This window comes from Sorangium sp. So ce367 (assembly GCF_051520455.1).
In the GTDB taxonomy this organism is placed as follows: domain Bacteria; phylum Myxococcota_A; class Polyangia; order Polyangiales; family Polyangiaceae; genus Sorangium; species Sorangium cellulosum_B.
Window position 1 is genome coordinate 6,437,838 of sequence record NZ_CP150334.1, and the last position, 20,049, is coordinate 6,457,886.

Consider the following 20,049-nt stretch of genomic DNA (forward strand, 5'->3'; position numbering starts at 1 on the left):
AGGGTCCGCACGAGCGCAGGCGAGCACGCGCTGCGAGAAATTCCCGCGAGGCAGCCTTGACCGAGCGCGAGCCCCTGGGTAATTGCCGAGGCTCGCCAGCGTTCACCTGAACATCGGAGCACCTGTTCGTCCGGTGCCCGCGCACTCCCTGGAGCATCGCGTGTCTCGAACCCCCTCCCTTCCGTCCGACGGTGACGCGTCCCGCAAGGGCCGCCGTGGCGGCCGGCCCGGTGACAGCGAGCCGCCGCCGCCCCCGGCGCCCGACACCTCGCTCGCCGACGAGGCGCAGCGCCGGTACCTGAACTATGCGCTCAGCGTCATCACGTCGCGCGCGCTGCCCGACGTCCGCGACGGGTTGAAGCCGGTGCAGCGCCGCATCCTCTACGCGATGCTGCACGACCTGCACCTCGGGCCGGACGCGAAGTACCGGAAGAGCGCCGCGGTCGTCGGTGACGTGATGGGCAAGTACCACCCGCACGGCGACGTCGCGATCTACGACGCGATGGTCCGGCTCGCGCAGGACTTCGTGATGCGGGCGCCGCTCATCGCCGGCCACGGGAACTTCGGCTCCGTGGACGGCGATGCGCCCGCCGCGATGCGTTACACCGAGGCGAAGCTCCGGCCCCTGGCGCTGGAGCTGCTCAGCGAGCTCGGCCAGCGCACCGTGGACTTTCGTCCCAACTACGACGGGACCCGCTTCGAGCCGATCGTCCTTCCGTCGCGCTTCCCCAACCTCCTCGTGAATGGCTCGCAGGGGATCGCGGTCGGGATGGCGACGAGCATCCCGCCGCACAACCTGGGCGAGGTGATCGACGCGTGCGTCGCGCTGATCGAGAGCCGCGAGCTCACCACGCACCGGCTGCTCTCGTACGTGAAGGGGCCGGATTTCCCGACCGGAGGTCAGCTGCACGCGACGAAGAAGGAGCTCGAGGCCGTCTACACGGCAGGCCAGGGCTCGCTGAAGCTCCGCGGCGAGTGGCAGCTGGAAGAGGGCGACGGCAAGCGCGGCGCCGCTCCGCAGATCGTGATCACCTCGATCCCGTACGGCGTCGAGCGGAAGGCGATCGTCGAGAAGATCGCCGAGGTGATCCTCTCCAAGAAGCTGCCGACGCTCGTGGACGTACGCGACGAGTCGACCGGCGAGGTGCGCATCGTGATGGAGCTCAAGCGCGGCGCCGACGCGCAGCTCGTGATGGCGTACCTCTACAAACAGACGCCGCTCGCGATCAACGTGCAGGTGAACCTCACCTGCCTCGTGCCCACCGACAACGCGGAGATCGCCGCGCCGCGGCGGCTCGGCCTGCACGAGATCCTGACGAAGTTCCTCGACTTCCGCTACGCGACGGTGACGCGGCGGCTCGAGTTCGAGCTCGGCGAGCTGAGGCGGCGGATCACGATCCTCGAGGGGTTCGAGAAGATCTTCGACGCGCTCGACGAGGTGATCCGGATCATCCGCAAGAGCGAGGGCAAGGCCGACGCTGCCGAGAAGCTGATGAAGCGCTTCACCCTCAACGAGGAGCAGACGGACGCGATCCTCGAGCTCAAGCTCTACAGGCTGGCGCGGCTCGAGATCCTGCTCGTGCAGAAGGATCTCGGCGAGAAGCGCGCGGAGGCCAAGCGGATCGAAGGGCTGCTCCGGAGCGACGCGAAGCGCTGGGGGATCGTCCGCGACGAGCTCGTCGAGATCAAGGGATCCTACGGCGAGAAGCGCCGCACGAAGGTGGTCGGCTCGATCGACGAGCCCGAGTACCAGGCGGAGGACTTCATCGTGGCCGAGGACGCGAACGTGATCCTCTCGGCGCAGGGCTGGGTGAAGCGGGTCCGCGAGGTGAAGGATCTCGCCTCGACGCGCATCCGCGAGGGAGACAGCGTCCTCGCGGCCGTCGCCGGCTCGACGCGGTCGACGGTCGCGTTCTTCTCGAACCTCGGCGCGTGCTACGTGTGCCGCATCCACGACGTGCCGCAGTCGACCGGCTACGGCGATCCCGTGCAGAAGCTGTTCAAGCTGGCCGACGGCGAGCGGCTGATCGCGCTGATGTCCTTCGATCCGAGGGCGCTCGACGTCCCGGCGCAGACCCCGGACTCCGCCGAGCCGGAGCCGCCCTTCGCGCTGGCGATCACCCGAGGAGGCCTCGGCTTCAGGTTCTCGCTGCGGCCGCACCGCGATCCATCGACGCGCTCCGGGCGCCGCTTCGCCAAGCTGAACGAGGGCGACGAGGTGCTCTTCGTCCACGCGGTGGACGGCGCCGACCGGGTGCTCTGCGCCTCGAGCGACGCCTGGGCGCTCAGCGTGGCCGTGGAGGAGCTCGCCCTGCTCTCCGGCCCGGGCAAGGGCTCCGTCGTCATGCGGGTCGCCGAAGGTGAGCGCCTGATCGGCGCCGCGCTCGCCCTCAGGCCGAGCGACGCGATCACGGTCGAGACGGAGAAGGGCAAGACGCTCGAGATCGCCGCGAGCAAAATCGCCGGCCAGCGCGGCACCCAGGGCGAGCCTGTCGCACGACGCGACCGCTTCGCCCGCGTGGTGCCGCCGGCCGTCGTCGTACCGACGCTGGAGGTGAGCTGAACATGGCCGCCACGAATCCCCCGGTCCGCGCCGCTTCCGGCGCACGTTACACGGCCGCTGACATCGAGGTGCTCGAGGGGCTCGAGCCCGTCCGCAAGCGCCCCGCCATGTACATCGGCGGCACCGACGCCAGGGGCTACCACCACCTGCTCTGGGAGATCGTCGACAACGCCGTCGACGAGGCCATCAACGGGCACGCGAAGCGGATCGAGGTGACGCTCGACGCCGATCTCCAGGGCGCCACCGTGATCGACGACGGGCGCGGGATCCCGGTGGACGTCCATCCCAGGTACAAGCGCCCCGCGCTCGAGCTCATCTTCTGCACGCTGCACGCAGGCGGGAAGTTCGCGAGCGACAACTACAAGGTCTCAGGCGGGCTCCACGGCGTCGGATCGAGCGTCGTCAACGCGCTCTCCGAGCTCGTGGAGGTCCGGGTGCTGCGCGACGGGTTCGAGCACCAGCAGACGTTCTCGCGCGGCGCGCCGACCAGCAAGCTCAAGAAGGGCGCGCCCACCCGCAAGCACGGCACGAGCATCCATTTCCGGCCCGATCCGGAGATCTTCGGGCAGGGCCGGCGCTTCGATTCCGAGACCATCCGCGAGCGCCTCGAGGCCAAGGCGTACCTCCACGGAGGGCTCGAGATCGCGTTCCGCGATCTCTCGTCCGGAGAGTCGATCGAGCTCCTCCACCCGAACGGCATCGCGGACTTCTTGCCGAAGCTGGTCGCCCAGCGCGGCAAGGCGGTCACGCATCCGACCATCTTCTACGTCGCGCGGGAGGGCGAGATCCGCCTGGAGGCCGCGCTCCAGTGGACCGAGTCGACCGACGAGTACGTGAAGTCGTACGTCAACGGCATCCCCACGCACGCGGGCGGCGCGCACGAGTCCGGCTTCAGCGCCGCGATCGTGAAGGCGGTCCGCGCGTTCATGGACGCGAAGAAGGTCCAGCCGAAAGGGGTGACGCTGACGGCCGACGACATCCGCGAAGGGATCGTGGGTGTCCTGTCCATCTACATCCAGGACCCGCAGTTCCAGGGGCAGACGAAGGATCGACTCAACAACGCGGAGGCAGGGCCGGCGGTCGAGGGCCTGGTCCGGCCGGCGCTCGAGCAGTGGATGCTCCACAACGGCACGGCCGGCGAGTCGATCGTGGCCCGCGCGATCCTGGCGGCGCGCGCCAGGGAGGCGCGGCGTGAGGCGACCCAGCAGGTCCTGCGCAAGACGCCGGTGTCGCACCGGCTCAACCTGCCGGGGAAGCTCGCCGATTGCGCCTCGACCGATCCGAGCGAGAGCGAGCTCTTCATCGTCGAGGGCGACAGCGCAGGTGGCTCGGCCAAGCAGGGCCGGGACCGCCGGACCCAGGCGATCCTCCCGCTCCGCGGCAAGGTGCTCAACGCGGAGCAGGCCTCGACCTCGAAGGTGCTCGGCAACAAGGAGCTCCAGGACATCGTGAGCGCGCTGGGCTGCGGCTTTGGAAAGGACTTCGATGCCTCCAAGTTGCGCTACGGAAGGATTTTTCTGCTCATGGACGCCGACAGCGACGGCCAGCACATCGCGACGCTGCTGCTGACGTTCTTCTACCGGCACCTGCCCGGCCTGCTCCGCGGCGGGCACGTGTTCCTCGCGCAGCCGCCCCTCTACAGGATCGACGTCGGCAAGGAGACGCACTGGGCGCTCGACGACGCGGAGCGCGACCGGGTCCTCGCGAAGCTCCCCAAGACGGCCAAGGCGGATATCTCGCGGTTCAAGGGGCTCGGCGAGATGCCCGCGGAGGACCTCAAGGCGACCACGCTCGACATCCGACGCCGGCGCGCGCTGCGCATCGTGATCGAGGGAGAGATCGAGACCGATCGCATCCTCAACGAGCTGATGGGCAAGGACGCCCAGGCGCGCTTCCGCTTCATCATGGAGCGCGCGCCGAACGCCGAGATCGACGTCTGACATCGATCCCTCGTTCGAGAGGTCGCGGCGACTTCGCGCCTCGCGCGGACCTCGTTGGATGCGGCGCCGCGCTCCCGCATTCATCCTCCCTGACCCCCATGAGCTCGCCGCGAGGATGTCGCGATGCAGGCGACCGCCATGGCGTGCACGTCGCGAAGACACAATGTGCCAACCGCGGGTGATCTCTGGCGCCTGTGCCACGTGAACGGCAGGCCACACCCCGTCGGACGTCGCGAGCAGGTGGCCGGGCAATCGCGGGATTTTGTGCTGCTGAACGCCGAACCGCGTGAGCCGAGAGCGCTGCATCAGCTTGCGGCCTGCTGGTTGCAATACGTCGCGCCGGTGGCCGCGATGACCGCGAGACACCGCCCTTTCACCGCTGGAGAGGTACTCGTGACGACTGCGCTTCCTATCTCGACTCCGATCGCACCCTCCTCGTCCCACAGCATGCCGGCCGCATGTTCCCTGTCGGTTCCGAGCGGCGCGCCTGCCGCACGGCCGGCGTCGCTCCCCACGCCTGGCGTCGCTGCGCCGAGCCACAGCGCGCAGCCGCCGCGCGAGCGCTCTGCAGCGACCGGCGCCTCCCGATCCACGCCACCACCGCGCTCGGCAGCCCCGCTCCCGCGCAGTACCTCGGAGCGGATCCTGCTCGGCCGCGACCGCATCCGCAGCGCCGCGGAAGCAGGCCAGAGGATCCGTTCTTACGAGGTCGCGCTGGACCTCGATCTGTCCGAGTTTCATTTCGCGCGGCTCTTCCGCGCCGCCTTCGGGTCATCGCCCCACGTCTATTACGATGAGGTGCGTGCGGAGCGCGCGCGAACGCTCCTTCATGAGGGGCTAACCGAGGGAGAGGTCGCCCGCCGCATCGGCTTCCGCAGGCCTGCGGAGCTCCGAGCCCTCCTGTCCAAGCGCGGCAGCACGCCGCCCCCGGCCGGAGAGACGGAGCCGAGCGACGCCTCTGCCGAGTGAGCTGACGGCAGAGATCGGCCATATGAAGCGCCGGCACCGCCGCCTCCGGTGCGAGGACAAAGTGCTTACCCCCATGACACGACGATCAGAGCCTCCGGTGCGTGAGCGACGGTAGGTTCGCCCTGACCCGATCGAGGTAGGAGGGGTCGAGCATCGCCATCGCGATCCCCTCCCCTTCCGAGGCCTGCGCGATCACCTCACCCCACGGATCGATGACGCACGATTTCCCGAACGTCGCCCGCCCGCCAGGATGCTTGCCCCACTGCGCCGCGGCCACGACGTACGCCTGGGCCTCGATGGCCCGGGCGCGGAGCAGGACCAGCCAGTGGTCCTTGCCGGTGAGCAGGGTGAACGCCGCAGGGACGACGATGACCTCTGCACCCGCGGACGACAGCGCACGGTAGAGCTCCGGAAACCGGACGTCGTAGCAGATCGAGAGTCCGAGCTTCACGCCGTCGATCTCGGTGACGACGGGGCGCTCCCCGGCGGTCGTCGACGCCGACTCGCGGTACTTCGTTCCGTCGGCGATCTCGACGTCGAAGAGGTGAATCTTCCGGTAGCGCGCGGTGAGCCGGCCGTCGGCCCCGAAGACCGCGCAGGTGTTGTACGGCCGCGCCGGATCGTGCGCGCGTTCAACGAAGCCGCCGGCCACGATCGTCACCCGGGCGGAGCGCGCCGCGTCGGCGAGACGACGCGCGATCGGACCGCCGCCAGCGTCGAGGTCCTCCGCGATGTTGCGCTTCCCCTCCTCGTTACCCATGTACGCGAAGTTCTCGGGCAGCACGACCGTCGTCGCCCCACGGCGCGCCGCCTCCACGACGAGCACCTCGACCCGCGCCAGGTTCTCGCCCACGTTCTCCTGGCTGGAGAGCTGAAGGGCCGCCCAGATCACCGGTTTCTCCATGCGGCAAGCCTACCGCACGGGGACCCGGCGTGGACCACGCGCCGACGGGAGCGCAGGGCTCGTCAGATTCCTCGATCTCCGGACGCTCCCGCAGCGCCACTGGCACCAGCGCCACCTGCCCCGCCGGCGCCCACAGCGCCACTGGCACCAGCGCCACCTGCCCCGGCAGCGCCACCTGCCCCACCGGCACCAGCGCCACCTGCCCCACCGGCACCAGCGCCACCTGCCCCGCTGGCGCCCGCGGCTCCACCGCTTCCGTCCACCTCGGTGGGCGCGGCGCACTCGAGCGGCGCGCCGGAGTAGGTGCACCTGGCGCTGCACGCGGCGCATACACAGGCGAGCACCCGCTGGAAGATCCGGTGAGCAGCGCCCGCATCGTCCGGGAACACGCACGCCGTCTGGCAGGCTTTGTTGTGGCCGCACCCCTTGAGGCACAGGCTGATCGGCCTGCACTCAGGCTCCCCGTCGCACGCCGCGAGCTCCGCCTCGCAGCGCCCACCGCGGGACGCATGCTCGTTGAAGCAATCGCCGCAGCGCCCGGCTTCGCCGCCATAGGCCGCGAGGCACTCGCAAAGGTTCGCCGGCCCCTCGTCGGCGCCTGCATCGGGCAGCGCCCCCCCCGAGGCGCCCGCGCTGGCGGAGACGCCTGCCTGAGGGCGAGGCGACGCGAGCCGCTCGTCGGTGCAGCTTGGGAGCGACGCAAGCGCAAGCGCCGCGCCCCAGGCCATCACGCCGCTGAGGACAGCCCAGCCGTACAACCCGACAGGAGCGCGCATCGCCCTCCGCACGATCGCCATGATGAGGACGAGCGTAGCCTGCCTCTCTCCCGCGACCGAGCCTGAGCCGCACGGCTCATGGATGTCCGCAGGATCCGCCGAGGCCGCACGGAACCCTCTCCCGGCGGCGCCCGATCGCTCCTATGCTTTGCCCGCACGCCACAAAAATTCTCATGGAAATCGCTCCCCTGTCACTGTTGCCGCGCTCCGTGCTCGCCCTCGCCAAGGAGGTCGCCCGCGCGCTGCTCCGGCGACCTGTCGTCGGGATCGCCGCCGCCGCTCAGACCGCCGACGGCCGGTGGCTGCTCATTCGCCGCAGCGACACCGGAACATGGGCGCTCCCGGGAGGCACCCTGGAATGGGGAGAGACGCTCCGCGACAGCATCGTGCGGGAGCTCGCCGAGGAGGCCGGCGTCACCGAGGTCGAGCTCGGGCGGGTCGTGGGCGTGTACTCGCGGCCTGATCGCGACATCCGCTTCCACGCCGTGACGGTCGTCGTCACCGCCCGGATCGCCGCGCCGACGCGCCCTCCGCAAAATCCGCTCGAGATCCGCGAGGTCAGGCTGTTCCGGGAAGACGAGCTCCCGTCCGAGCTCGCGATGGGCATGGGGGATCTCTTCGCCGCCGCCCGGCGCGCCGGCGACACGGAGCTCGAGTGAGCCGAGGCAAGCGATGACGCAGGCACACCACGACGACGCCGAAGCGCGCAACCCGCTGCAGGGCGGGCTCGCGACGGATCCGAAGCACAAGGCGAGGATCGAGGAGCTCGCCGAGCGCATCGAGAAATACAGGGCGAGCTACTACGCAGGGCACCCCGAGATCTCGGACGCGGCGTTCGATGCCCTCGAGGACGAGCTCCGCGCCCTCGATCCGGCGCATCCGGTGCTCGCCCGGGTCGGCTCGGCCTCCCTGATCACCGAGTGGGAGAAGGCGCGGCACGAGATCCCGATGGGCTCGCTCAACAAGGTCGTCTCCGAGGACGAGCTCCTGGGCTGGGTCGCCCGGTGCGACGAGATCCTCGTGAAGGACGGGCACGGCGACGGCGGCACGGGCGCCGCGCCGCCGGCACCGGGCTCCACCTCGAGCGTCGCGGGTGACCTCTTCGTGGCGGAGAAGCTCGACGGCATCTCCATCGAGGTCATCTACAAGGGCGGCAAGCTCGTCGACGCCATCACGCGCGGCGACGGCGAGTGGGGCGAGCGGATCACCGCGAACGTCGCGCGGATGAAGGGGATCCCCTCGCGGATCCGGGAGAAGGGCCGGCTGTCCGTGCGCGGAGAGATCATCCTTCGCCTCTCGGACATGAAGCGCCACTTCCCCGGCGTCACCAGCCCGCGCAACATGGCCGCAGGCGCGGCCAAGCGGTTCGACGGCCAGGGGGCAGAGCACTGCACCGTGCTCTTCTACGACGTCGCCGAGCACCTCGAGATCCCGACGTGCCGGGCGCGCTTCGCCTGGCTGCGCGAGCTCGGCTTCGCGACGCCGCAGACCGCGCACGGCAGCGTCGAGGACGTCGTGAAGCTCTACCGGCGCTACTCGAGCGAGCTCCGCGCGAGCCTCGACTACGAGATCGACGGGCTCGTCGTCTACGTGGACTCGCTCCACCTCCAGGGCCTGCTCGGCGACGTCAACCGCCGGCCGCGCGGCGCGGTCGCCTTCAAGTTCGCGTCGCCCGCCAAGGTGACGACGGTCGTGGCGATCCAGTGGGACACCGGGCCGAGCGGCCGCGTCACCCCGGTGGCGATCGTCGAGCCGGTCGAGCTCGCCGGCGCCAACGTCCGGCGCGCTTCCCTGCACAACTCGGCCAACGTGCGGAGCCTCGGCATCGGCGTGGGCGACGAGGTGCTGGTCTCGCGCCGCAACGACGTGATCCCGTACGTCGAGGAGGTCGTCGAGAAGCGCGGCCCCGCCGCCGTCCCTCCATCGGTCTGTCCGGTCTGCAGCGCGCCGCTCGTCGTCGAGGGAGAGTACCTCCTCTGCCGGAACGCCGCGTGCCGCGCGCTCATCGAGGGGCGCATCCACAACTGGATCGACGCCATCGGCGCGCTGGAGTGGGGCGACAAGCTGATCGAGCAGGTGGTGGCCGCAAGCCTCGTGCGAGAGCCGCTCGACCTCTACAAGCTCACGATCAAGAGCATCGCCGACCTCGATCGGCGCGGCGAGAAGAGCGCGACGAAGTGCCTGGAGCAGCTGAAGAGCCGCCTCCCGCTCGCGCTGCCGGTGTTCCTCGCGGCGCTCGGCATCGAGGGGTTCGCGATCCAGACCGCGCGGCTGCTCGTGTCGGCGGGGTACACGACGATCGAGAAGCTGCTCGCCGCCGGCGAGGACGAGCTCGCTGGCATCCCGGGCCTCGGCGCGATCAAGGCCGCGAGCATCGTTCGAGGGCTGCGCGCCCGCAGCGACGAGATCGGGCGGCTGCTCGCTGCCGGCATCGTCCCGGTCGCGCCCGAGGCCGAAGGCCCGCTCGCCGGTCTGACGTTCTGCTTCACCGGCGCGGGCGCGCGTCCCCGCGGCGAGCTCACCCACCTCGTCGAGTCGAACGGCGGCCGGGTGCTGAACAGCGTCACGAAGGAGCTCAACTACCTCGTCATCGCCGACGTGGCCTCCACGTCGAGCAAGGCGGTGAAGGCGCGCAAGTACGGAACGAAGCTCATCACCGAGGACGATCTGGACAAGCTCATCGCCGAGCGCCGCGGCGGCTGACCGAGGCGAGCCGCGGCCTCGACCCGTCGACCCCTACCAGGTGATGTCCTGGTCCTCCGTGACGCCGAGGACGTCCCGCAGCTCGAGGAGCCGCCCGTCCGGGAGGCGGATCGTGCCGGAGTAGAGGCCGATCGGCTGCATGAACTCCGACGCGAGCAAGCCGAGGTTCGTGTGGTTCGAGTGCGCCGCGCCGGGGACGAAGCGTAGATCCACGGCGCCGTCCGCGGTCCGGACGCGCCATGGGTCGAGCGGACGGGCCGCGTCGAAGGTGAACCGGCCTTCGGCGAGCGGGATGAGCTCGCCGTCGATCCAGATCGCGCACTCGGCGTCGCCGACGAAGCCTTCGCCGAGGTTCAGGCCGACGCGCTCGCCGCTCTGCGCGCGCCCCAGCGCGAGGGCCCAGCGCCAGGTCGTGCGGCGCCGCAGGAGGCCGCTCGTGTAGTCGTAGCTGGCGATCGCTCCGTCGAGGGAGATGCGGCGACCGAGCACCGACGCCTCGCCTTCGACGCCGAGGAGCAGGCGCTTCTCGGTGGTGATCAGGAAGCCGTCCGAGGCCTGCGCGATCGCCGAGAGCGCCGGCGGGGCCGCGCGGCTGTCGAGCCGCGCCTCGAGCTCGACGCCACGGAGCGCGGCGGTCACCGCGGTCGTCGCGTCCGTGCGCGGCCGCTCGATCCGGACGCGCGCGCGGGGGAGCCACGCCCGCGCGGAGCGGTCTTCGCCGCTCGCGTCGCCCACGCTCACCGCGAAGGGCGGCCCGAACGTCGCGCGGTCCACGAGCAATCGACGGCCTGCCTTGTCGAAGACGACGCTGAACGCGATCGACAGGTAGCCGAGGTGCACGACCGAGACAGCGACGAAGACCTCGTCGGACGCGATCGCCACGTAGACCCATCGCTTGTGCTTGAGCAGCCGATCGAGCCTGCGCGGCGCGAGGAGCGCCGGGTCGACGCGCGGCAGATCGCCCCGGTAGGACCCGACGCGCGCCGCTCCCGTGCTCGGGTCGAGGATCGTATCGGGCGGCGTGATGAGCTCGCGCATCGGACGAGAGTAGCGGCGACGTGGTCGCCGCCCAAGGCGAGCGACGCCGGAAACCTGACATCGTTAGAATCGTACGAATCGCGTGATTGCGCCGAGCGCTCTCCTCCGCGGCCATCTGGCTCACGCTGCGGCGGAGAGCAGCGGCGCCGGAGCCTGCGCGCCCTCGGCTCCGCCGCTAGACTCGCGTGATGATCGACGCCATCGCCACGCCCCCGAGCCCCTTGAACGAGCCCGTCCTCACGTACGCGCCTGGCAGCCCGGAGCGCGCGGCCCTCAAGGCGGAGCTCGACCGCCGGGCGCGGGAGACGATCGAGATCCCGATGGTCATCGACGGGGAGGCGCTCCGGACCGGCGCGCTCGACGAGGTCCGCGCGCCGCACCGGCGCGACCTCCTCCTCGCCCGCGCCCATCAAGGTGGCGCCGAGCACGTCGCGCGCGCGATCGAGGCCGCCCGGCGGGCGCACCCGGCCTGGTCGAGGACGCCGTGGACCGAGCGCGCCGCCGTGTTCCTCAAGGCGGCCGAGCTGCTCGCGACCCGGTACCGCCCCGCGCTGAACGCGGCGACGATGCTCGGGCAGAGCAAGACGGCGTACCAGGCGGAGATCGACTCGGCGTGCGAGCTCATCGACTTCTTCCGCTACAACGTCCACTTCGCGCACCGGATCGCCGCGGAGCAGCCGGCGAGCGCGCCCGGCATCTGGAACCTCGCGGAGCCTCGCCCGCTGGAGGGCTTCGTGTTCGCGGCGACGCCGTTCAACTTCACCGCGATCGCGGGCAACCTGTGCGCGGCCCCGGCGCTGATGGGCAACACGGTGGTCTGGAAGCCGTCCGCGAACGCGCTGTACTCGGCGCACTTCGTGATGGAGCTGTTGATCGAGGCGGGCCTCCCGCGCGGCGTCATCAACCTCGTCATGGGCCCGCCCGAGCTCGTCTCGAACGCGTGCCTCGATCATCCGGACTTCGCCGGCATCCACTTCACCGGCTCGACCGCGGTCTTCCAGTCGATCTGGCGCCGCATCGGGGAGAACATCGGGCGCTACCGCAGCTACCCGAGGATCGTGGGCGAGACCGGCGGGAAGGACTTCGTCTTCGCGCACGCGAGCGCCGACGTCGACGCGCTCGCCGTGGCGCTCGTCCGGGGCGCCTACGAGTTCCAGGGGCAGAAGTGCTCGGCCGCGTCGCGCGCGTACATCCCCCGCTCGCTCTGGCCGGCCCTCAAGGACCGGCTCGTGGGCCACATCCGGGCGATCCGCGTGGGGGACGTCGCCGACTTCCGCAACTTCATGGGCGCGGTGATCGACGAGCGCGCGCACGCCCGGCTCACGGGGCGGATCGCCGCGGCGAAGTCGGACGCGGCGTGCTCGATCGTGTGCGGCGGCGGCGCGCGCGCGCACGACGGGAGCGACGGCTGGTTCGTCGAGCCGACGCTGATCGAGACCACGGATCCGCGCCACCCGCTGATGGCGGAGGAGCTGTTCGGGCCGGTGCTCACGGTCTGGGTCTACCCCGACGGCGAGGAGCACAGGGCGCTCGCGCTCTGCGACGAGACGTCGCCGTACGGCCTGACCGGCGCCGTGTTCGCGCGGGATCGGGCGTTCATCGAGGCGGCGAGCGACGCGCTCCGCTTCGCCGCGGGCAATTTCTACATCAACGACAAGCCGACCGGCGCCGTCGTCGGGCAGCAGCCGTTCGGCGGCGCGCGCGCCTCCGGCACGAACGACAAGGCGGGCAGCCTGTTCAACCTGCTCCGCTGGGTCTCCCCGCGGGTCGTGAAGGAGACGTTCGCCCCGCCGCGCGCGGTCGCCTATCCGTTCATGGCGGCCGAGTAGGAAGCGCGCCCCGCGCCGGAGAGGCGGCGGGCCTCGTCGCTCAATCCTCCGGCGAGTAGTCGCAGACGCCACCCGCGAGATCCGCGCAGGACCGGTCCTCTTCCTCGTAACACTCGGCCGTGCGCTCGATGGCCGTGGCATAGGACGCGCGGTCGGACAGCTCGAGGCACAGCGCGACGCACGTGTCCTTTCCAGGGCTGTCGGTCTGGCACTCGGCGTTCTTGGTGCAGACCACCTCGCACGCGTCGATGTCCGACGAGCATCCAGGGGTGGGAGCGAAGAGCAGCAGGGCCAGGACGAGCGCGGGACGGGGCATGGCGAAAGTTCCAGCGGCCATCGGAGCACGCGGCCGAGCCGGCGGCGAGAGGCGAGCAGGGGGCGGCCGCGCGGCGCCGGCTCGCCCCTGCCCCGGATCCCTGCTGGAAGCGCACGCCGCCGGAGGCGCATCGAGCCGGTGAGCCCACCGGCGAACTCCGTGTTCCGCCCGAGTCGTCAATCGCACCAACGAAGACGGAGGCTCTTCTCAGGGAGTCATGCCCGGAGCCATTGCCATCCGACGCGCCAACCACCGAGCTCTACAGGGCGATCCGAACTCGGCCATTCGGCTGTGGAGCAGCACCCGGCCATTACGTATGCTCCAGATCTCCGCCCGTCGAAAGCGTGCGCTCCCATGGCGCGCAGGACGAGCAGAAGCGTAGGTGTATATTTCCCACGCCGCTACACCTGGAGTCGCTGTGGGATAGAAAACGTTGGAGGTGCCATGAAGTCGATGCATTTTCTGGGTTTCTTCGTGCTCAGCACGATCGCGGCGACCGCCGCTGGCTGCGGCGGAGACGACGAGGGCAACGGAGGCGGCGGCGGCGAGGGAGGAGCCGGGGGCACCACGACGTCCTCCGCGACCACCGGCCCCACCGCCGGCAGCACCTCCACGGGCTCAGGCGAGGTGGACGACGGGAACGACAGCCCCGAAGAAGCGGAGCCGATCCAACCGGAGGACGGTTGGCTCGAGGGGACGCTCGAGCCGCTGGACGAGGACGCTGACTACTACAGCTTCACCGGAGCCAAGGGGCAGCCGGTGTACATCCTGAGCGACGCGAGGCCTTCGGATGACGAGCGGGATCCGACATACCCGGATACCGTCATCACGCTGCTCGACGCCGACGGGAACCAGCTCGCGCAGAACGACGACCCGGCCCAGGGCTTCACCAATGACAGCGAGCTGCTCACCGTCCTGCCAGCAGACGGCGAGTACGTCATCGTCGTCCAGGATTGCAACGCCGCCTTCCCGCAGTCCGCCTTCCCGAACGGCTGCTTCGACCCCGCCGAGGTCGTGAGCTTCGACTACGGGGTGGCGATCCTCCCGCTCGATGTGGCGGAGAGCGATACCGACAGCCTCATCGGCGACACCGAGCCCAACAATGACGCCGAGCAGGCCGTGCAGCTGCACTATGAGCTGAACAACGACGAGTCGGGCTACTTCACCACCTTCGCGTTCGGCAATTTCGAGAGCGCGACCGACGTCGACGTGTATTCGTTCACCCCGCCGGAGACCCCTGCGGTCGACAATGCCATCCTCGCCCAGCTGATCGCCGACCAGCCGACAGGGATCGAGGGCAACGGCTCGACGGTGAATGTCAGCGAGATCGCCGTGTTCGCTTCGACCGATCTGACCAACGCGTACGCGAAGGTGGACCCGTCGACGGGCGGCGATATCGCCCTCCCGGTGGAAGCCGGGCAAGAGTACTTCGTCTTCGTCAAGCGCCCTGCGGGAGAGGTAGGAAAGAACGACTTCTACATCGTGCTGCACAACCGCACGAGCTCCGATCCCCTCGAGGCGGAGGAGGAGACCAACGGTGTCGTGGAGACGCCGGAAGGCGGCCTTGTCTCCTTCGCCAACGGGGGAGGCGGCGTCAGCTACGCGATCGAGGGCCAGCTCGCCGACGGAGAGACCGCCGACGTCGACATCTATGCCGTCCCCCTCGACGACGTGGAAGAGGGCTGGACGTTCTCGGTCGTGTGCGAAGCGCAGCGCAACGGGTCCGGGGTCCGCGAGCTCAGCGCCGAGGTGCTGAACGGAGACGGCACATCGATCGACGCCGCCACCTACTCGGCCAAAGAGACCGAGGACGAAAACCTCTACGTCGAGCGGGTCGCGATCCCGGAGGCCCCAGCGGACAACCGGCTGCTCGTCAGGGTATCGGCCGGGACGCCCGCCGCCGACGTGACGAGCCGAGGATACAATTGCCTCTTCGCCTACCTGCCGCCGGAGACCGAGTGACGGTCTGAAGCACCTCGCTCCCCGTGGTATAGCCCGACCGACATGAAGGTCGGCACCACCCCCGCGCGCTCCGGGCTCCTCTCACTTCTCCTGCTCGTCGCCTGCAACGCTGGCACCCAGACCGGCGGGGTCTCCTCGCCGGCCACGGCCGGCAGCGCCGCGCCGCAGGCGGCGACGTCGACCCCGGCGACGACCGCGCCGTCCGAGACGCCGACGCGCGCCGAGTTCGATCCCGTGGCGCAGGGGCTCACCGTGGAGGGCGTGAAGCAGCTCTGCGACGAGCACCTGCGCGCCGCGGAGGGGCACCTCGCCGCGATCAGAACGCTCCGAGGCGCGCCGCCGGAGAAGCTCACCTACGCCGCGACGCTCGGGCGGTTCGACGACGCCGCGCTCGAGGTGAACAGCGCGGGCGAGTTCCCGTACCTGATGGGGGTCGCGCACCCGGACGCGGCGGTGCGAGAGGCCGCGAGGCTCTGCGAGCCGAAGGTCGACAGGTTCACGACCGCGATGTGGCTGGACGCCGATCTCGCCGCCGTCATCTCGGCGTACGCCGAGAAAGGCGACGCGCGCGAGACGTTGAGCGGTGAGCGCGCCCGGCTGCTCTCCGATGTCCTGCGCGACTTCCGCCGCAACGGCCTGTCGCTGCCGGTCGACCGACAGCAGCGCCTCCGCGACGTGAACGAGCAGATCACCCGCATCGGGCAGGAGTTCATGTCGAACCTGTCCGCGTCGACCGCATCGATCGAGATCGCGCCCGCGTCCCTCCAGGGGCTGCCCAAGGAGTACGTGGCGAAGCACGCGCCCAAGGCGAACGGCAAGGTCGAGATCACCACCGATTACCCCGACTTCTTCCCGTTCGTCACCTACGCCAAGGACCGCAAGGCAGCGCTCGCTCTCTACGTCCTGTTCACCAACCGCGGCGGCGAGAAGAACGTGAAGCTCGTCGATCGCCTCCTCGCGCTCCGCTCCGAGAAGGCCAAGATGCTCGGCTACAAGAGCTGGGCGGACTACGCCATCGAGCCGCGGATGGCCAAGACGAGCGGCGCCGTGCGCGGCTTCCTCGACCAGGTCAGGACCGCGCTGAAAGAGCCCGCCAAGGCCGAGTTCGCCGCGCTGATGAAGGAGCACGTGCGGCTCGGAGGCAAGCCGACCGACAAGCTCCCCCCCTCCGATCGCTACTTCCTCGAGGATCGGGTCCGCGCGTCCACGTACCAGTTCGACTCGCAGGCGCTCTCGGATTACCTCGAGCTCGGCGCGGTGAAGCAGGGGCTCATGGACATCACCGCGAAGATGTACGCCCTCGAGTACAAGGAGGTCCCCGCGAAGGCGTGGCACCCCGACGTGACCGCGTACGAGGTGCGCTCCGAGGGCAAGCTGATCGGCAAGTTCTACCTCGACCTCTACAGCAGGCCCGACAAGTACAAACACGCGGCGATGTTCACCGTGCGGACCGCGAAGCTGCTCGACGACGGGTCGTGGCAGAGCCCCGTCGCGGCGCTCGAGTGCAACTTCCCGAAGCCGGGGGCGCAGCCGGCGCTGATGTCCCACGAGGACGTGGTGACGTTCTTCCACGAGTTCGGGCACGTGCTGCACCACCTCCTGACGCGCTCGGAGCTGGCCTCCTATTCAGGGACCGCGACGGTGCGCGACTTCGTCGAGGCGCCGAGCCAGATGTTCGAGGAGTGGGCGTGGTCGCGCGAGGTGCTCGATCTGTTCGCGAAGCACCACGCGACCGGCGAGAAGATCCCGGACGCCCTCTTCCAGGCGATGACCCGCGCGCGAGGCTTCGGTCGAGCGCTCGCGACGCAGCGGCAGCTCACCCTCGCGTCGATCGATCTGGAGCTCCACACCCGCGATCCGGGCTTCGACGCGACCGTGGTCGTGGAGCAGGCGCAGCGCGCGAACGAGTCCTTCGCCTTCGTGAAGGGGACGCACCTGCAGTCGAGCTTCGGGCACCTCATCACCTACGACGCGGGCTACTACGGCTACCAGTGGGCGCTGTCGCTCTCGCGCGACGTGCTCACCCGCTTCAAGCAGGAAGGCCTGCTGAACCCCGCCGTCGCGCGCGCGTTCCGCGACGAGGTGCTCGCGAAGGGCGGCGGCGTCGAGGCAGGAGCGCTCGTCACCCGCTTCCTCGGCCGCCCGCCGAGCCACGACGCGTACCTCGCTTACCTCCGGGGCAAGGAGTGAACGGGCAGCTTCAGGGCTCGATCGCGACGCCGAGCTCCTCGCGCAAGGCGTGGTAGGCGTCCGAGACCGTGAACGAGAGGAGATCGCCGATCTTCTCCTCGGCCGTCAGCACGCCCGGCGCGTCCCCCCGCGAGAGCGACGACGCCGCCACCGAGAGATCGCTGGTCAGCAGATAGCCGACCCGGGCAGCGCACCGCTCGACCGATCCCACCCAGTGCGCGAGATCGAGCGGCGCGCGGATCTCGTAGAGCTCGAACACCGCGGCCTCCAGGGCGTCACGCTCGCTCTCCGTCAGGTGCTCGTCGAGGAGGGGCACCAGCCCGAGCACCGCGCCCTCGAGGTCGGCGGGGACGAGCTCCGACGGCCGCGCCACCTTGACGGCCGCCGCGAGGCAGACGCCGAGCTCCTCGAGCGACGGGAAATGGAGCAGCAGCCGGTGCGGGCCGACGTGGTACGCGACGTGGCTGCCCACCAGGAAGGCGAGCTCGGCCGCCGTCCTCCCGCGGAGCGCCTCGCCGCCGACGAGGATGCTCGGCTCCTCGACCGGCACCGCGGCGACCGCGATCGGCGCGTCCTTGCGGAGGTAGACCGCCGGCGCGGCGATCCCGAGACACCGGCTCGCCCACGAGAACAGGCGAACCACGCCCGCCGCGTTCCGCTCCGCGTCGGAGCGCGCTGCCGGATCGAGCTGGGGAACCCGCTTCTCCCGGACGCGCTGGGCGAAGCGCGCGCGGATCGCCGCGCCGGCGACCGACGCGAGGACCTCCTCGAGCGCGCGATCGCGATCGCCCGCGCGCAGGAGGTCCCACGTCGCGACGCTCAGCCCGCGCGCAGGCTGGACGAGGCCCGCCGGGCGGTGCTCCTCGAAGATGAAGCGCTCCCGCGCCTCGGCCGCGCCGAGGTAGACAGCCACGCTCGCGGCGGACCACGCCTGGTCGACCCGCCTCAGCTTCTGGAACGTGTCGAACAGGTCGTGAAACACCTGGACGTTGCCGGGATCGAGCACCGCGGCGGCCTGGAGGTGCGCGGCGGCGCGCTCGATCCGGCCGGCGGTCCGCGCGAGCGACGCCGCGCTGAGCCGCCCCGGGACGTCGTCCGGTCGCTCGTCCACCGCGCCCTCGAACGCCTCCAGCGCGGAGCTGGGATCCTCTAGGTGATCGCGGAAGAGCATGCCGAGGCGGCGGCAGAGCTCCCAGGTGACGTCGCTCCGGACGCGCAGGTCGGCGATGCGCTGCGCCCGCTCGAGCATCCGCCGGTACGCGAGCTCGAGCTCGCCCCATTCCTGCCGCGCCGAGAGGAGGATCGCGATGAGGGAGAGCGGATCGAGGAACGTGGGATCTGCGTCCAGCGCGCGCTCGAGCAGCTCGATCCCGTCCCGCTCCCGCGTGACCTCGGTCAAGGTCGCGCGGGCCTCGCCCTGCATCGCGGTGCGCGCGAGCTCCAGGAGCGCGACCGCCCGCTCCCTGGGCTCCTCCATCAGGTCGATGAGGCAGCGGCGCGCCACGATCGACGCATCGACGTCGCCCGCTGCCTGGTAGAGCCGGCCCAGGCCGCGCAAGACCGCGGGGTCGTCGGGGCGGAGCTCCCGCGCCCGCTCGAGGAGCTCCAGCGCGCGCGCCGGCTCCCCGGCGATGCTCTCCCAGCGCTCTGCGAACTGGACGAGGAGCCCGAAGCGATCGCCGTCCCCCTCGACGCGCGTGAGCAGCCGCTCCTCCGCGATGCGCAGCCGGACGAAATCGCGCCCGGTGAGGTGGAGCTCGACCAGCGCCTCGAGCGCGGGCCGGTGCTCCGGCGCGAGCGCGAGCGCCTTGTCGAAGCTCTCGATCGCCTCGCGGTGCCGCTCCTGGCGCCACCTGGTCTGGGCGATGCGCAGATGCACCTCCGCGCGGGCGTCCCGGTGCGCGACGCCGACGAGCGCGAGCGCCTTCTTGTACGCGGTGAGCGCGCCCTCCAGGTCCGCGGCGGTGGCGAGCATGTCGCCAGCCGCGAGGTACTGCGCGACCGGATCGTCCGGCGCCGGCGCCGGCGTGGTGGCGGCGTCCCGCTCGTCCGCGACGACCAGCTGCGCTGCCTCGGGCCTCTCCGCCGGGGGCGCGCCCGGGGCGCCGCCGCGCGGGACGAGCACCGAGAAGGAGCCCCGCCCGCCCGTCCGCGCGAAGCACGGGATGGCGCTGGCGAGCTCGGCGTTCCCCTCCACGCGGCGGAAGATCGCCTCCGCGGTGAGGCCGCGCTCCGGCTCGGCCTCGTCGAGGTGCTCGACGAAGGCGCGGGTGAGCACCGACGGCAGATCCGCGTCGAGCGAGCCGATCGGGTGGGCCGCGACGAGGAGCTCGACCCCCGTCACGGAAGACGCCACCGCCTGCTCCGCGGCGGCGACGACGGCGCGCGAGGTCGCCCCGGGGCCGTGATGGCACTCGAGGACGAAGAGCACCTCGCCGCGCGCGCGATCGCGGAACACCGACGCGATGTCGCCCAGCGCGTCGCCCACGCCGGGGTTCTCGGGGTCGAGGCAGAGGAAGAGCTCCCCGTCCGGCGACAGCGCGACCGCGCTGGAGGCGTAGAAGAGGAACAGGGTGGATGCGTCGTCGCGCGCGGCGTCCTCCGCGTCGACCAGGGTCCTCCGCGTCGCAACGACCTCGTCGAACAGCGCATCGAGCTGCTCCGCGAGATCCCGGGCGGGATCGACGTCGATCACCCGGAAGCCCGCGTCGTCCAGCGAGAGGCGGGCCCGGATGAGATCTCCGTCGAGCGAGCCGGGCGCCGGCCGCTGATCGCGGTGCAGGCTGGGCGTGGCGACGACGGCCAAGCGCATCAGGGCGCCCTCTTCTCGTTGCGTACGCGCATGCAGGCGAGCAATCT

Annotated in this window: 12 protein-coding genes; 8 read left to right on the forward strand and 4 right to left on the reverse strand. The window is 70.7% G+C overall.

Features of this window, described 5'->3' with window-relative positions:
• Positions 1 to 160: 160 nt before the first annotated feature.
• From WME97_RS24415 to WME97_RS24425, 3 genes are all read left to right on the forward strand, one after another.
• Positions 161 to 2,563: a DNA gyrase/topoisomerase IV subunit A gene (locus WME97_RS24415; protein ID WP_437555135.1), complete on the forward strand. Its 2,403-nt coding sequence runs from the start codon at positions 161 to 163 to the stop codon at positions 2,561 to 2,563.
• 2 nt (positions 2,564 to 2,565) lie between these two features.
• Positions 2,566 to 4,503, forward strand: a complete 1,938-nt coding sequence (locus tag WME97_RS24420; protein WP_437555136.1) for a DNA gyrase/topoisomerase IV subunit B — start codon at positions 2,566 to 2,568, stop codon at positions 4,501 to 4,503.
• 447 nt (positions 4,504 to 4,950) lie between these two features.
• On the forward strand, positions 4,951 to 5,472 hold the full coding sequence (locus WME97_RS24425; RefSeq protein WP_437555137.1) for a helix-turn-helix domain-containing protein: 522 nt from the start codon (positions 4,951 to 4,953) through the stop codon (positions 5,470 to 5,472).
• Between the two features lie 85 nt (positions 5,473 to 5,557).
• Here the strand turns inward: WME97_RS24425 and WME97_RS24430 are convergent, their stop codons facing one another.
• Positions 5,558 to 6,376, reverse strand: coding sequence for a carbon-nitrogen hydrolase family protein (locus WME97_RS24430; RefSeq protein WP_437555138.1), 819 nt, complete (start codon positions 6,374 to 6,376; stop codon positions 5,558 to 5,560).
• A 949-nt stretch (positions 6,377 to 7,325) separates the two neighbouring features.
• Here WME97_RS24430 and WME97_RS24435 point away from each other — a divergent pair.
• Entirely contained in the window at positions 7,326 to 7,811 is a 486-nt protein-coding gene (locus tag WME97_RS24435; protein WP_437555139.1) for an NUDIX hydrolase, read from the forward strand.
• 13 nt (positions 7,812 to 7,824) lie between these two features.
• The gene (gene ligA, locus WME97_RS24440; RefSeq protein ID WP_437555141.1) at positions 7,825 to 9,855 is read left to right on the forward strand and encodes an NAD-dependent DNA ligase LigA; all 2,031 of its coding nucleotides are present in this window, start codon (positions 7,825 to 7,827) and stop codon (positions 9,853 to 9,855) included.
• 33 nt (positions 9,856 to 9,888) lie between these two features.
• On the opposite strand, the gene WME97_RS24445 is transcribed toward ligA, so the two are convergent.
• Entirely contained in the window at positions 9,889 to 10,893 is a 1,005-nt protein-coding gene (locus tag WME97_RS24445) for a DUF2804 domain-containing protein (protein WP_437555143.1), read from the reverse strand.
• A 188-nt stretch (positions 10,894 to 11,081) separates the two neighbouring features.
• Here WME97_RS24445 and pruA point away from each other — a divergent pair, with 188 nt between their 5' ends.
• On the forward strand, positions 11,082 to 12,722 hold the full coding sequence (gene pruA / locus WME97_RS24450; protein ID WP_437555145.1) for an L-glutamate gamma-semialdehyde dehydrogenase: 1,641 nt from the start codon (positions 11,082 to 11,084) through the stop codon (positions 12,720 to 12,722).
• Positions 12,723 to 12,762: 40 nt separating this feature from the next.
• On the opposite strand, the gene WME97_RS24455 is transcribed toward pruA, so the two are convergent.
• Entirely contained in the window at positions 12,763 to 13,038 is a 276-nt protein-coding gene (locus tag WME97_RS24455) for a hypothetical protein (protein WP_437555147.1), read from the reverse strand.
• A gap of 444 nt (positions 13,039 to 13,482) precedes the next feature.
• Here WME97_RS24455 and WME97_RS24460 point away from each other — a divergent pair, with 444 nt between their 5' ends.
• Positions 13,483 to 15,000 carry a hypothetical protein gene (locus WME97_RS24460; RefSeq protein ID WP_437555149.1) on the forward strand — a complete coding sequence of 506 codons (1,518 nt, stop codon included), beginning with the start codon at positions 13,483 to 13,485 and terminating at the stop codon, positions 14,998 to 15,000.
• A 42-nt stretch (positions 15,001 to 15,042) separates the two neighbouring features.
• Positions 15,043 to 17,190 (forward strand): M3 family metallopeptidase, encoded by a 2,148-nt coding sequence (locus WME97_RS24465; protein WP_437555151.1) that lies wholly within the window; start codon positions 15,043 to 15,045, stop codon positions 17,188 to 17,190.
• Positions 17,191 to 17,200: 10 nt separating this feature from the next.
• Here WME97_RS24465 and WME97_RS24470 read toward each other — a convergent pair whose 3' ends face one another.
• Positions 17,201 to 20,002 carry a tetratricopeptide repeat protein gene (locus tag WME97_RS24470; protein ID WP_437555153.1) on the reverse strand — a complete coding sequence of 934 codons (2,802 nt, stop codon included), beginning with the start codon at positions 20,000 to 20,002 and terminating at the stop codon, positions 17,201 to 17,203.
• Positions 20,003 to 20,049: the final 47 nt, after the last annotated feature.

Coding starts and splice junctions, on each gene's coding strand:
- WME97_RS24420 (WP_437555136.1), top strand. CDS start 2,566: ATGGCCGCCACGAATCCCCCGGTCCGCGCCGCTTCCGGCGCACGTTAC.
- WME97_RS24425 (WP_437555137.1), top strand. CDS start 4,951: ATGCCGGCCGCATGTTCCCTGTCGGTTCCGAGCGGCGCGCCTGCCGCA.
- WME97_RS24430 (WP_437555138.1), bottom strand. CDS start 6,376: ATGGAGAAACCGGTGATCTGGGCGGCCCTTCAGCTCTCCAGCCAGGAG.
- WME97_RS24435 (WP_437555139.1), top strand. CDS start 7,326: ATGGAAATCGCTCCCCTGTCACTGTTGCCGCGCTCCGTGCTCGCCCTC.
- ligA (WP_437555141.1), top strand. CDS start 7,825: ATGACGCAGGCACACCACGACGACGCCGAAGCGCGCAACCCGCTGCAG.
- WME97_RS24445 (WP_437555143.1), bottom strand. CDS start 10,893: ATGCGCGAGCTCATCACGCCGCCCGATACGATCCTCGACCCGAGCACG.
- pruA (WP_437555145.1), top strand. CDS start 11,082: ATGATCGACGCCATCGCCACGCCCCCGAGCCCCTTGAACGAGCCCGTC.
- WME97_RS24455 (WP_437555147.1), bottom strand. CDS start 13,038: ATGCCCCGTCCCGCGCTCGTCCTGGCCCTGCTGCTCTTCGCTCCCACC.
- WME97_RS24460 (WP_437555149.1), top strand. CDS start 13,483: ATGAAGTCGATGCATTTTCTGGGTTTCTTCGTGCTCAGCACGATCGCG.
- WME97_RS24465 (WP_437555151.1), top strand. CDS start 15,043: ATGAAGGTCGGCACCACCCCCGCGCGCTCCGGGCTCCTCTCACTTCTC.
- WME97_RS24470 (WP_437555153.1), bottom strand. CDS start 20,002: ATGCGCTTGGCCGTCGTCGCCACGCCCAGCCTGCACCGCGATCAGCGG.